A 12,871-nucleotide genomic window follows, 5' to 3' on the forward strand; every position below is an offset into this window, starting at 1 on the left:
AATAAAATACTAAAAAACAAATATTTTTGGATTAGTTTATTTTTTTTTATATGGATATCTTTTTTCGATACAAATTCTTTAGTATTACATTGGAAATTAAGAAAAAGTATCAACAAAATGATAATAGAGAGAGATCTATTAAAAAATAAAATTTCCTTAGAAGAAAATTTTTTGAAAAAATTAAATACAGATATCAAATATTTAGAAAAATTAGCTAGGGAAAAATTTTACATGAAAAAAGATGATGAAGATTTATTTATGATTATATCATCATCTAAAAAAGAGTAGAATAAGAGAAAGGAATATATTCAATATATAATAATTTTATATTACTCCTTACTTTTTATTAATAGTAGCTGCTTCTTCTACTATTAGCTATTTTTCATTTCTATTTCTTATAGAAGAAAGAATAGAAAATAGAAGAAGAATCCTACTCACTTCACTTCACGACTACTCACACTTATTTATTATTTATTCTACTTACTATTCTCTACTAATAAATAGTAATAGAAGAATAATAATATATTTCTATGTTTTATGTTCCCGATGGCCCATCATATAAATCAACAATATACTTAAATCAGAAGGTGTAACTCCACTAATTCTAGATGCTTGAGATAATGATTCTGGTCTATAGTAATTGAGTTTTTCTCTAGATTCTGTAGATATAGATTTTATCTTTTCGTAATCAAAATTATTTGGAATGCGAATTTTTTCAAGTTTTAATAATTTTTTTGCATTTTCTTTTTCTCTTTCAATATATCCTCTATATTTAATACGAATAGAAACTTGTTCTAAGATTTCTTGATCAAAATCATTTTTTTCTATCTCTTTTTTTAAAAAAGGGATAGATGTAATATCTTTCATGTTTATTTCAGTACGAGATAAAATCGTATCTATTTTTTTTTCATGATGAATAATTGGAGATTTTTTATAACTTAAAATAGGATTAATAATATCTGGGTTAAAATTATTTTTTTGAAACATAGAAATACATTTTTCTATCTTGGATTTTTTTATCTCTATTTTTTTCATGTTTTTTTCTGAAATTAATCCAATTTTATATCCCAAATGTGTTAATCTTTCATCTGCATTATCTTGACGTAATAACATTCTATATTCAGCTCTTGAAGTGAACATTCTATAGGGTTCTTCTGTTCCTTTTATAATTAAATCATCTATTAAAACACCTATATAAGCTTCATTTCTTTTAAGAATAAAAGGATTTTTTTGATTTATTTTTAAATGAGCATTAATTCCTGCAATTAATCCTTGGGCTGCCGCTTCTTCATATCCTGTAGTCCCATTAATTTGTCCAGCAAAAAATAAATTTTGAATTAACTTACTTTCTAAAGTAAGTTTTAATTGTATAGGAGGAAAATAATCATATTCAATAGCATATCCAGGTCTTAACATTTTTACTTTTTCAAATCCAGGAATTTTTTTTATAGCTTGATATTGTCTTTTTTCTGGTAAAGAAGTAGAAAAACCATTGATATAGACTTCTATAGTTTTCCATCCTTCTGGTTCAACAAAAATTTGATGCTCTTTTTTATCAGAAAATCTGTAAATTTTTTCTTCAATAGAAGGACAATATCTAGGACTTGCACCTTGAATATTTCCTGTAAAAATTGGAGAATCATTGAAATTACTACGAATAAAATTGTGTATTTCTTGATTTGTATAAGTAATATGACATTCACGTTGTATTTTCAATTTTTTAGTTTTATAATAAAAAGAGAATTTTTTGGGATTTTTATCTCCCTTCTGAGATTCCATTTTTTTATAGTTTAAAGAACGTCCATCTACTCTTGGAGAAGTTCCTGTTTTCATTCTTCCAGATTTTAATCCAAAATTTTTAGTTAATTGTTCCGTAATTCCTCTCACTTTTTGTTCTGATATTCTTCCTCCATTTATTTTTTTTTTCCCAATAAAAATTTTACCATTTAAAAATGTCCCATTTGTTAAAATCACTGATTTTCCTTTAATTTTTGTCCCTAAAGAAGTAATTACTCCTTTAATTTTATTTTCTTTTATAATCAAAGAAGTGACTGTTTCTTGATATAGATCTAATTTTGTCTTTTTTTCTAAAAAGAATCTCCAATTATCAGAAAATAATTTTCTATCACATTGTGCTCTAGGACTCCACATAGCAGGTCCTTTAGATTTATTTAACATTCTAAACTGTATCATGCTATAATCCGCAATTATTCCTGAATACCCACCTAAAGCATCTATTTCTCTTATTATTTGTCCTTTAGCTATTCCTCCTATAGATGGATTACATGACATTTGACCTATTGTTTGTAAATTTGTTGTGATCAATAAAGTTTTTGATCCCATGTTAGACGCTGCAGAAGCAGCTTCTGCTCCAGCATGTCCTCCTCCAACAACAATAATATCATATGTATTTAAAAACATGACTTTTTTCAAATCAAAATTGAAATAAATTTAAATAAAACTCCTCTTTTTTTTTCATTAATTTTTTTTTTATTTTATCTTGATCATCATATCCTAAAAAGTGTAATATAGCATGGATCATCACTCTTTTTAATTCAACTTGAAAAAACTGATTCCATTGTTTAGAATTCGATAAAATTCTGTCTATGCTTATAAATATATCTCCTGATATCTCAGTAGGAGAAGTTTTTGTCATATTTTTTTTTATATTATCATGCATTCTAGTATTAGAATTATTAAAAGCAATGACATCCGTATAATAATTTTTATTAAGATATTTTTTGTTCATATTTAAAATAAAATGATCATCACAAAAAACATAATTGATATTTCCGGCATATCTCCCTTCGTTTTTTAATATCATACAGATTTTTTTACTAAAAAAAGATTCATTTTGAATAGAAAAATTAGAAATTTCATAAAAAAAGTTTATCATAATTAAATTGATTATAATGATAAAATAATGATTCAAATATTGATTTTCAATGAAAAAAATAATAAAAACAATTCCAAACGTTTTGACTTTGTTCAATTTATTTTTTGGATGTATTTCTTTAACTTTTTTACAATCAAAACATTTTGAATGTTCTGCTTTTTTCACTATGTTTTCATTAATTTTTGATTTATTAGATGGATTTTTATCTAGATTTCTAAATCTAGAAAATGAATTTGGAAAGGAATTAGATTCTTTAGCGGATATGGTTTCTTTTGGAATCGTTCCATCTATGATTGTTTTTTTTCTACTAAAAAATAAAAAAATACCATTTATTGAATGGTTTTCCTTTTTAATTTCCATATTTTCTGCATGGCGTTTAGCTCAATTCAATCTAACTTCTTCTTCCAAGAAGAAGAAAAAAAAAAAGAAATTATTATGGATTAACCACTCCAATTAACACTTTATTTTTCTCTTCTTTATCTATTATTCTGACTAAGTATCACATTGTATTATCCCCTATTATAATACTCATCATGGTTTTTCTATCTTGCTATTTTTTAATATCCAAAATTACTATGTTTTCTTTCCATTTTTATGGATTTTCTTGGAAAAAAAATAAAATACGTTATTTATTTTTGTTGATTAGTATATTTCTTTTATTAACTTTACACATGTTTTCTTTACCATGCATTATCATTTTTTACATTATAACTTCAATTTATCATCATAATAAGTTGAATAGAAAAAATTCACATTAACACATGAAACTCCAACTTCATCGACCTATTTGTTTTTTTGATATAGAAGCTACAGGAATAAATATTGGAAAAGATAGAATTATAGAAATATCTATATTAAAAATATTTCCAAATGGAGATAAAGAAGATAAAACTTGGATGATATTTCCTGGAATTCCTATTCCTCCGCAATCAACAGCTATTCATGGAATTAAAGATGAAGATGTAGCAGGAAAATTACCATTCAAAGATGTAGCTATGCATATTTTTAATATGATTGAAAATTCTGATTTAGCAGGATATAATTCGAACAGATTTGATATCCCAATTTTAGCGGAAGAAATGCTTCGTGCAGGAATATCTTTCGATATAAAAAAACACAAAACAATAGATGTTCAAGTCATCTTTCATAAAATGGAGCCTAGAACTCTTTCTGCTGCTTATCAATATTATTGTAGAAAAAATTTAATGAAAGCTCATAGTTCTAAAGCAGATACATTTGCTACATATGAAATTTTGCTAGCACAATTAGATAAATATGAAGATTTGAAAAAAGACGTTAAAAGTTTAAATCAATTTTCTCATCAAAAAAATATAGCAGATCTTGCTGGTTTTATAAAAATAGATGAAAAAGGAAATGAAATATTCAATTTCGGAAAATATAAAGGAGAAAAAGTTTGCGAAATTTTCGATAAAGATCCTAATTATTATGGATGGATACAAAATTCAGATTTTCCTTTATACACTAAAAAAATATTAATAAATGTTAAATTAAGAAAATTTCATAATAATAAAAAATAATTTTTACTCTTTAATAAGATCTTTAAATTTTTTTTCTATAAAAAGAGTAAGATTTTTTCCCTTTAATAAGTTTTTTGATAAAAGAGTTAAATTTAAAGCTTCTTGAATGAGGTTTTTTCTTTTTTCTTCAAATGGAGTATTTAATATTTTTTTTATTAAAGTATGATTTGTATTGACAATCAATTGGTAAAATTGTTCTTTATCATTTTTGATTTCTTTTCCAAAAGAATTTATTTCTTTCATTCTACGTAAAAATTCCGGGATGATAATTAAAAAAGGAGAATCTTTCTTAGATAAATTTTCTAATTGTATAGAAAATTTATATTCACTTGTATAGTGAATATTTATAAAATTTTTCAAATTTTCTTTTTCTTTTTCAGAAAGTTCTGAAAAAGATTCCTCAATAATAATAGGAGGAATTAATTTATTGATATGATCTGAATCTACACGAACAAAAGAAATATTTTTATGAAAAAATTCTAGTTTTTGAATCAAATGAACTGTGAGAGGACTATCTAAAATTAAAACTTCATAAGATCTATTTTCTGCATTTTGAATGTAACTATATTGTTTTTCTTTATCAGAAGTATAAAGAAAAATGATTTTTCCTTCTTTATTTTTTTGAGAATTTTTAATTTTTTCTTTCAATTCATCAAAGGTAAAATAAACATTTTTTATAGTCGAATAGAGAAAAAATTTATTGGCTCTTTCAAAAAAATTTTCTGTACTAATCATTCCATATTCTACAAAAATTTTTATGTATTTCCATTTTTTTTGGAAATTTTCTCTATTTGTCTTAAACATAGAATCAAGTTTATCAGATACTTTTCTGGTGATATATTTTGATATATTTTTTACAGATGTATCTGATTGTAAATGAGAACGTGATACATTAAGAGGAATGTCTGGAGAATCTATGACTCCTCTCAATAAACTTAAAAAATCTGGAACAATTCTTTCTAAATTATCTGTAATATAAACTTGATTTTGATACAAATGAATTTTATCCCTTTGAAAATCAATTTTATTATCTATTTTTGGAAAATACAAAATTCCTTTCAAACGAAATGGATGATCTATATTTAAATGAATCCAAAATAAAGGATCTTCCATCTGTTTTGGATATAATTCATGATAAAAATTTAAATAATCTTTCTCTTTTAAATGAAAAGGATTTTTTTTCCAAGCAGGATCAGGATTGTTGATAATAATTTCTTTTTCTTTTTCTGAGGATAAAGAAATTATTACAGGCATAAATTTGCAATATTTATGTAGTAATTCTAAAATACGATCGTGTTCTAAAAATTCTTTGTTTTCTTCGTTAAGAAATAAAATAATTTCTGTTCCTCTATCTCTTTTTTCTGTTTCTTCCAAAGAAAATTTTGGAGATCCTTCGCAAACCCAAAATACGGAAGATGAATCTTTTTTATAAGATTGAGTAAATATCATCACTTTGTCTGATACCATAAAAGAAGAATAAAAGCCTAATCCAAAATGACCAATAATAGAAGAAGAATATAGATTTTTTTTATCTTTGTATTTTTGAATAAATTCTTCAGCACCAGAAAAAGCAATTTGATTAATATATTTTTCTACTTCTTTTTTTGTCATTCCTATTCCATTATCAAGAATACGAATAGTTTTCTTTTCTTTATCTAGAAAGATCTTTATTTTAAGATCATCTAAATTCTCATCTATTTCCTCCTTTAATTTTGCTATAGTTTTTAATTTTAAAATAGCATCAGTAGCATTGGAAACAAGTTCTCGTAAAAAAACTTCTTGATCAGAATAAAGAAATCTTTTAATGATAGGAAAAATATTATCTGAAGTAACACTAATTTTATCATTTTTCATATCATACTATTTATTAGTTGATAAAAAAAAAGACAAATATTATACCATTCTCAATATATCAGACATAATGTCAGTTTATAATAATTTTATTTTAGATAGAAAAAAAAGAATCTATAAATATTTTTCCATCAAATTCTTTTAAATCTTGTATTTTTTCTCCTATTCCAATATATTTTATTGGTATTTTAAATTGATCCATTATTCCTATAACCACTCCTCCTTTAGCTGTTCCTTCTAATTTTGTTAAAATTAGAGAAGATACTTTGACAAAAGAAGTGAATTTTTTAACTTGTTCAAAAGCATTTTGCCCCGTAGAACTATCTAAAATAAGCATAATCTCATGAGGGGATTTAGGGATAATTTTTTTCATTACTCTGCTGATCTTAGAAAGTTCTTCCATAAGATTAATGCGATTTTGTAATCTTCCAGCTGTATCAATTAACACAACATCTATGTTTTTCGATTTTGCAGATTTCAAAGTATCATATGCAACTGATGCTGGATCTGCATGCATATGTTGTTTAATGAATGAAACATTAGCTCTATTTGCCCATATTTCAAGTTGTTTGATAGCAGCGGCGCGAAATGTATCCGCAGCTCCTATCATCACATTTAATCCTTTTTTTTTAAAAAGAAATGCTAATTTTCCAATTGTCGTTGTTTTTCCTACACCGTTGACTCCAACCATCATAATTACATATGGTTTTTTTTCAGATTCTATTTTTTTTTCTAAACGTTCATTTTCAATATCAATAAAAAGAACTTCAATTTCCTTTTTAAGAAATTTATATATATCTGTAATTTCCCTGTAGTTTTCTTTTTTAACTCTTTTTTCAAGATTATTGATAATTTTTATAGTTGTTTTTGTCCCGATATCTGAAGACAATAATATATCTTCTATATGATCAATAAAATTGATATCTAATTTAGATTTTCTAAAAAAAATATTTTTTATTTTAGAAAAAAAAGATTCTCTCGTTTTATCTAATTCACGATAAAATGTTTTTTTTGTTTCTTTTTCTTTTTTTAAAAACATTATTTAATTAATGACTTAACAAACAAAAAAATGACTAATTTATTAGGAATTTTTTTTGAAAAAATCTTTGACTTCACTATCCGTTAACATTTTATTCTCAAACATATAAAATCCAGATTTTTTAGATTTAATTACTTTAATAGCTAAAGTCATTTTTTTTGATATTGTTTTTTTAACAATCTTTTTAATTTTAGGAGTAGACATATTATAATATCTTTCATTTTATTTTATTTCTTTATGAATCGTATATCTTCTTAAAATGGGATTATATTTTTTTAATTCGATTCTATCGGGTGTATTTTTTTTGTTTTTTGTAGTTATATACCTGGAACAACCAGGAATACCACTTTTTTTTTGTTCAGTACATTCCAATATCACTTGAATTCTATTCCCTTTTTTTCCCATTATGTTTTAATTTTTTTTTGATTATTCTTTTTTTTTTTATACTTGAAACGTTTTAATGCGTTTTCAATTCCAATTTTATTAATCAGTTTAATAGCTGAAGTACAAATTTTTAAGGTAATCCATTTATTTTCTTTTATTAAAAAAAAACGTTTTTTCCATAAATTGATATGGAAACGACGTTTTTTTTTGTTGTTTGCATGAGAAACTTTATTTCCTACCATAGCTCTTTTCCCCGTCAATTCACAAACTTTTGACATAATTATTTTTTTTTTATAAATTGCTAATTTTCTCTCTGATCTAAGATAGAGAAAATCTATCAAACAGTTATTTTTTTTATAATAAAATGTCAGGACATAGCAAATGGTCAAATATACAGCATAGAAAATCTAATCAGGATTTTAGAAAATCTAAAAAATTTTCTAAAATTATTAAAGAGATTTCTATTGCAGTTAAAGAAACAGGAAAAAATAAAACTTCTTTTCGTTTAAAAAATGCAATACTTAATGCAAAATCGGTTAATATTCCTAAACATACTATAGAAAGAGCAATACAAAAAGCTTCACAAATTATTGTTCAAAACAATAATTTTAAAAATCTAAATTTAGAAGGACAAATTCACGGAATCAGTTTGATTATAGAATGCATAACAGATAACAGTATTAGAACAATTTCTAGTATAAGAACTTTTCTTAATAAAAAAGGAGGAAGATTATGTCATAATGGAGAGCTCATTCATTTATTTAATAGAATAGGAATTTTTTCTATAAAAAAAAATGATATTATCAATTTTTCTCTGGAAAATTTTGAACTTATGTTAATAGATCTCGGAGCTAAAGATATTGTTAAAAAGGAAAATATGGTATACATATACACAGATTTTGAATATTTTGGTTCTATGAAAAATAATTTAGAAAAATTGAAAATATTACACAGGTATCAAATTAAACGTATTCCTACACATACAAAAACTATTTCAAAAGAAAATGAAAAAAAAATGTTAAATTTAATTGAAGAACTTGAAAAGAATGAATATGTAAAAAATATTTACTCTAATTTATCATATCAAAAAAAATAAAATAAAAGTAAGAGTAAGACGTCCTATCGCATTTTTTTTCTATCAAAAAAAAATGAGGAAAGTCCGGACACCATAGAGCAGTACAATGGGTAACGCCCATCCACCGAAAGGTGAGGAATAGTGCAACAGAAAGAAAGTACAGGTTAGGTGTTAATTGCTGTAGTGAAATCATGTAAACTCTGTACGGTGAAATGCCATATATACCGGAAAACTGGCTCGGTTGATTACCGGGGGGTAGGCAGATAGAGATTGTGGGTAACCTATATTCTAGATAAATGATAGGTATAAAAACAGAATCCGGCTTATAGTCTTGCTTTTGCTTTTTTGGTTTTTGGGGGGAGAGATGGCCGAGAGGCTTAAGGCGCACGCTTGGAAAGCGTGTTCACAAAAAAAGTGTCAAGGGTTCGAATCCCTTTCTCTCCGCAAAATCTATATACTATCACGAATAGTTTTCTATATCTCTTAATTTTTTTTCTATTAAATTTTTTCTTACTCCAATCGCTCTATCTATATCCTTAGATGCTGCTTGCAATTTATCTTGGGCCTGATAAAGTAATAATCCAAATTTTGTAAATTCTTTTTTTACAGTTTCTAAAACTTTCCATACTTCTGAAGTTCTTTTTTGAATAGCTAAAGTACGAAATCCTATCTGCAAACTATTTAACATAGCTGCTAATGTAGATGGTCCTGTAATTACTATTTTATATTTTCTTTGTAATTCTTCCAATAAATTTGAATTTTTTACAATTTCTGCATATATTCCTTCAAAAGGTAAAAAAAGTATAGCGAAATCAGTAGTATGTGGAGGATCTATATATTTATCTTTAATTTCTTTAGACATTTTTTTTATAACGGATTCCATATTTTTTTTAGCTATTTCTAGATTTTTTTTTTCTCCTTGATTATAAGCTTCTTGCATTTTTTCATAAGTTTCTTTTGGAAATTTAACGTCAATTGGTAACCATACAATATTTCCATCTCCAAGTCCTGGAAGTTTAATTGCAAATTCCACTACATAATTTGTATTAGATTTAGTAATGACATTACATGCATATTGATCTGGTGAAAGAATTTGTTGCAAAAGCATTGAAAGTTGCATTTCACTAAAACTACCACATATTTTTACGTGATTTAAAGTTTTTTTTAGGGAACTAACATCTTGTACTAAATGCTTCATTTCCCCAAGTCCTTTTTGCAAAGAAAGGAATTGGTTCCCAATAATTTCAAATGATTTTCCTAAATGAAAATTCAAAGACCTTTGTAATTTTTCATTTACAATATCTCTTATTTCTTCTAATTTTTTTTCTATTATTTCAACAAGTTTTTCTTGTTCTTTATGAAAAAGATTCAATTTGTTTGATTGATTCTCAATATATATTGATATTTTTTTTTCTATAAAATCTTGAAAATCTCTTATAGATTGTATGAGACCATATTTGACTTCTTTTAAAGAATCGATAAGTTCTTTTCTATCACATTGATATGCTTTTTGGGTTTCATTTCTCTGATTTCTTAATTCCTCTCTTAAAAAAAATTCCAATTTTTTAAAAAAATAAAAAAATATAGAAATAGAACATAAAAAAAAAACCAAAATATAATACATCTGTTTCTGTTTTTTTAGATTCGATTCTCTTCTCAATAAAATCAATAAAAAAGGATAGAAACTAGAAACTCATGAAGATAATAAAAAGAAGAAAGAAAATAGCGGGAATAGGACTCGAACCTATGACCTTCGGGTTATGAGCCCGACGAGCTACCAACTGCTCCATCCCGCGTCAATAATAATATAATATTTTTCATTTACAAAATCAAATATTCATAGAAAGAATAATTCATTTTAATGAATAATAAATAAATAAATTTATTCATCATCCTTCATCCATTCATGGAAATGAAGAATTCTTCATTATTTTGAGTTCTAGATATCCGTGATCTTAGAAATTCCATAGCTTCTACTGGATTCATATCGGAAAGATGTTTTCTTAAAATCCACATTCTTTGTAACGTATTATGATCTAATAATAAATCATCTTTTCTCGTACTGGAAGAAACAAGATCAATAGCTGGATAAATTCGTTTATTAGCGATTTTTCTATCTAATTGAAGTTCTTTATTTCCTGTTCCTTTAAATTCTTCAAAAATAACTTCATCCATTTTTGATCCCGTATCTATCATTGCTGTAGCAATGATAGACAAAGATCCTCCATTTTCTATATTTCTAGCTGCTCCAAAAAATCTTTTGGGTCTGTGTAAAGCATTTGCATCTACACCTCCTGATAATACTTTTCCAGATGCAGGTGATACGGTATTATATGCTCTTGCTAAACGAGTTATGGAATCTAATAATATAACAACATCGTGAGAACATTCTACCATTCTTTTAGCTTTTTGCAATACAATATTAGCGACTTTTACATGTCTATCTGCTGGTTCATCAAAAGTGGAAGCGATGACTTCCCCTTTAACATTTCTTTGCATATCCGTTACTTCTTCTGGACGTTCATCAATAAGTAATATAATCAAATATACTTCTGGATGATTAGCAGCAATAGCGTTAGCTATTTCTTTCAATAAAGTAGTTTTTCCTGTTTTTGGAGGAGCAACAATCATTCCTCTTTGTCCCTTTCCTATAGGAGTGAAAAGATCCACTATCCTTGTGGAAAGAGTAGCGTTTTTTTCAGCTAATTTAAATTTTTCATTAGGAAAAAGGGGAGTTAAATGTTCAAAAGAATCTCTTTCTCTTACAAAAGAAGGAGGTCTTCCATTAATTTCAAGAATTTTTATTAAAGGAAAATACTTTTCTCCGTTTTTAGGAGGACGAACTTCTCCTCTTAGAGTATCTCCTGTTTTCATTCCAAATAGTCTAATTTGAGATTGAGAGACGTATATATCATCAGGAGATGATAAATAATTAAAATCTGAAGACCTCAAAAAACCATAATTTTCTGGCATAATTTCTAAAACCCCTTCACTAATAATAATTCCTTCAAATTCATATTCAGGAGTACGATATTTATTTACATTTTTTTGTATTAAAGTACTGCTACTTTCTGTTCCAGAAAAAGAATTTTTTGTAAAATTTTGATTTTTTTTTTGATATTTGACAGTTTCTTCTTGAGTTTTTGTTTTGGAATTGTTGGAATTGGAAGGACTTTTCAAACGTTCTTGAGAAGTTAATTTTTTTTTTTCATTTCCTCTGTTTTCATTTCCTCTGTTTTCATTTCCTCTGTTTCCTATGTTTCCTCTGTTTCCTCTGTTTTCATTTCCTCTGTTTTCATTTCCTCTGTTTTCATTTCCTCTGTTTTCATTTCCTCTGTTTTCATTTCCTCTGTTTCCTATGTTTCCTCTGTTTCCTCTGTTTCCTATGTTTCCTCTGTTTCCTCTGTTCCCTATGTTCCCTCTGTTTCCTCTGTTTCCTATGTTCCCTATGTTCCCTCTGTTTCCTCTGTTTTCATTTCCTCTGTTTTCATTTCCTCTGTTTTCATTTCCTCTGTTTTCATTTCCTCTGTTTTCATTTCCTCTGTTTTCATTTCCTCTGTTTTCATTTCCTCTGTTTTCATTTCCTCTGTTTTCATTTCCTCTGTTTTCATTTCCTATGAATAAATTCTTGGATTCGGTGGTATTTTTTCTACCTTTAAATCCTTTGAATCCTTTTTTATTATTATCAAATAAAGGATTTTCTTCTGAAGTTGTTTTATTTTTTTTATTAAAAATAGAAATAATTTTTTCTAGGAGTTCGTTTTTTCGCAATTGAGTACATTTTTTTAATCCTGAAGAACGAGCAATCTCCTGTAATTCAAAAAGTTTTTTACTTTTTAATTCAGTAATATCAAACATAAAGTAATTGGGTTAAGTAATTGTATAATAAGTATATTGGTTTTTTTTATTATATTTTATGCCATTCTTTTCTTTTTTTTTAATTTCTTTTCTTTTTTTTAATTTTATTACATATTACAAAACACATCACATTATTATTAACAAAAAAAAAATCTCACAGAGGTATTTATTTTAAATAATAGTAGTAATAGTAAAAAAAAAATAGTTAGGACACAATTACAGTAAGTAAA

General features: G+C 25.7%; 13 protein-coding genes, 2 tRNA genes and 1 other RNA gene. 6 read left to right on the forward strand and 10 right to left on the reverse strand.

Features of this window, described 5'->3' with window-relative positions:
- The coding region (locus tag H0H53_RS00515) for an FtsB family cell division protein (protein WP_238784274.1) at positions 1 to 288 on the forward strand (288 nt) is incomplete at its 5' end.
- Positions 289 to 528: 240 nt separating this feature from the next.
- On the opposite strand, the gene mnmG is transcribed toward H0H53_RS00515, so the two are convergent.
- Both mnmG and ybeY read right to left on the reverse strand, forming a co-directional pair.
- Positions 529 to 2,421 (reverse strand): tRNA uridine-5-carboxymethylaminomethyl(34) synthesis enzyme MnmG, encoded by a 1,893-nt coding sequence (mnmG, locus tag H0H53_RS00520; RefSeq protein WP_185870593.1) that lies wholly within the window; start codon positions 2,419 to 2,421, stop codon positions 529 to 531.
- 13 nt (positions 2,422 to 2,434) lie between these two features.
- Entirely contained in the window at positions 2,435 to 3,061 is a 627-nt protein-coding gene (ybeY, locus tag H0H53_RS00525; RefSeq protein ID WP_394798643.1) for an rRNA maturation RNase YbeY, read from the reverse strand.
- Between ybeY and H0H53_RS03050 the strand changes: the two genes are divergently transcribed.
- Entirely contained in the window at positions 2,946 to 3,353 is a 408-nt protein-coding gene (locus tag H0H53_RS03050) for a CDP-alcohol phosphatidyltransferase family protein (RefSeq protein ID WP_238784276.1), read from the forward strand. The two genes, ybeY and H0H53_RS03050, sit on opposite strands and share 116 nt — an antisense overlap.
- 304 nt (positions 3,354 to 3,657) lie before the next feature.
- Entirely contained in the window at positions 3,658 to 4,434 is a 777-nt protein-coding gene (locus tag H0H53_RS00535; RefSeq protein ID WP_185870594.1) for a 3'-5' exonuclease, read from the forward strand.
- A 3-nt stretch (positions 4,435 to 4,437) separates the two neighbouring features.
- Here the strand turns inward: H0H53_RS00535 and htpG are convergent, their stop codons facing one another.
- From htpG to rpmB, 5 genes are all read right to left on the reverse strand, one after another.
- Positions 4,438 to 6,288, reverse strand: coding sequence for a molecular chaperone HtpG (gene htpG / locus H0H53_RS00540; RefSeq protein WP_185870595.1), 1,851 nt, complete (start codon positions 6,286 to 6,288; stop codon positions 4,438 to 4,440).
- 91 nt (positions 6,289 to 6,379) lie between these two features.
- A complete protein-coding gene (ftsY, locus tag H0H53_RS00545) occupies positions 6,380 to 7,324 on the reverse strand; it encodes a signal recognition particle-docking protein FtsY (RefSeq protein ID WP_185870596.1) in 945 nt (314 codons plus the stop codon).
- A 42-nt stretch (positions 7,325 to 7,366) separates the two neighbouring features.
- Positions 7,367 to 7,528, reverse strand: a complete 162-nt coding sequence (locus H0H53_RS00550; RefSeq protein WP_185870597.1) for a DUF4295 family protein — start codon at positions 7,526 to 7,528, stop codon at positions 7,367 to 7,369.
- An 18-nt stretch (positions 7,529 to 7,546) separates the two neighbouring features.
- Positions 7,547 to 7,729 (reverse strand): 50S ribosomal protein L33, encoded by a 183-nt coding sequence (gene rpmG / locus H0H53_RS00555; RefSeq protein WP_185870598.1) that lies wholly within the window; start codon positions 7,727 to 7,729, stop codon positions 7,547 to 7,549.
- The gene (gene rpmB / locus H0H53_RS00560) at positions 7,729 to 7,986 is read right to left on the reverse strand and encodes a 50S ribosomal protein L28 (RefSeq protein ID WP_185870599.1); all 258 of its coding nucleotides are present in this window, start codon (positions 7,984 to 7,986) and stop codon (positions 7,729 to 7,731) included. Before rpmB ends, rpmG begins: the two co-directional genes overlap by 1 nt.
- Before the next feature lie 86 nt (positions 7,987 to 8,072).
- Here rpmB and H0H53_RS00565 point away from each other — a divergent pair, with 86 nt between their 5' ends.
- From H0H53_RS00565 to H0H53_RS00575, 3 genes are all read left to right on the forward strand, one after another.
- A complete protein-coding gene (locus H0H53_RS00565) occupies positions 8,073 to 8,804 on the forward strand; it encodes a YebC/PmpR family DNA-binding transcriptional regulator (RefSeq protein WP_185870600.1) in 732 nt (243 codons plus the stop codon).
- Between the two features lie 10 nt (positions 8,805 to 8,814).
- Positions 8,815 to 9,125: RNase P RNA component class A (gene rnpB / locus H0H53_RS00570), an RNA gene on the forward strand.
- Positions 9,126 to 9,141: 16 nt separating this feature from the next.
- A tRNA-Ser gene (locus H0H53_RS00575) sits at positions 9,142 to 9,227 on the forward strand.
- Positions 9,228 to 9,243: 16 nt separating this feature from the next.
- On the opposite strand, the gene H0H53_RS00580 is transcribed toward H0H53_RS00575, so the two are convergent.
- The 3 genes from H0H53_RS00580 to rho all read right to left on the reverse strand — a co-directional run bounded on the left by H0H53_RS00580 (position 9,244) and on the right by rho (position 12,641).
- Positions 9,244 to 10,344, reverse strand: coding sequence for a DNA recombination protein RmuC (locus H0H53_RS00580; protein ID WP_394798644.1), 1,101 nt, complete (start codon positions 10,342 to 10,344; stop codon positions 9,244 to 9,246).
- 162 nt (positions 10,345 to 10,506) lie between these two features.
- Positions 10,507 to 10,579: transfer RNA gene (locus H0H53_RS00585), tRNA-Met, on the reverse strand.
- Between the two features lie 100 nt (positions 10,580 to 10,679).
- Positions 10,680 to 12,641: a transcription termination factor Rho gene (gene rho, locus H0H53_RS00590; RefSeq protein WP_185870602.1), complete on the reverse strand. Its 1,962-nt coding sequence runs from the start codon at positions 12,639 to 12,641 to the stop codon at positions 10,680 to 10,682.
- Positions 12,642 to 12,871: the final 230 nt, after the last annotated feature.

This window comes from Blattabacterium cuenoti (assembly GCF_014251955.1).
GTDB lineage: Bacteria > Bacteroidota > Bacteroidia > Flavobacteriales > Blattabacteriaceae > Blattabacterium > Blattabacterium cuenoti_L.

Excerpts from the sequence above, each read along its gene's own strand:
- mnmG (WP_185870593.1), bottom strand. The coding sequence starts at position 2,421 with ATGTTTTTAAATACATATGATATTATTGTTGTTGGAGGAGGACATGCT.
- H0H53_RS03050 (WP_238784276.1), top strand. The coding sequence starts at position 2,946 with ATGAAAAAAATAATAAAAACAATTCCAAACGTTTTGACTTTGTTCAAT.
- H0H53_RS00535 (WP_185870594.1), top strand. The coding sequence starts at position 3,658 with ATGAAACTCCAACTTCATCGACCTATTTGTTTTTTTGATATAGAAGCT.
- htpG (WP_185870595.1), bottom strand. The coding sequence starts at position 6,288 with ATGAAAAATGATAAAATTAGTGTTACTTCAGATAATATTTTTCCTATC.
- ftsY (WP_185870596.1), bottom strand. The coding sequence starts at position 7,324 with ATGTTTTTAAAAAAAGAAAAAGAAACAAAAAAAACATTTTATCGTGAA.
- H0H53_RS00550 (WP_185870597.1), bottom strand. The coding sequence starts at position 7,528 with ATGTCTACTCCTAAAATTAAAAAGATTGTTAAAAAAACAATATCAAAA.
- rpmG (WP_185870598.1), bottom strand. The coding sequence starts at position 7,729 with ATGGGAAAAAAAGGGAATAGAATTCAAGTGATATTGGAATGTACTGAA.
- rpmB (WP_185870599.1), bottom strand. The coding sequence starts at position 7,986 with ATGTCAAAAGTTTGTGAATTGACGGGGAAAAGAGCTATGGTAGGAAAT.
- H0H53_RS00565 (WP_185870600.1), top strand. The coding sequence starts at position 8,073 with ATGTCAGGACATAGCAAATGGTCAAATATACAGCATAGAAAATCTAAT.
- rho (WP_185870602.1), bottom strand. The coding sequence starts at position 12,641 with ATGTTTGATATTACTGAATTAAAAAGTAAAAAACTTTTTGAATTACAG.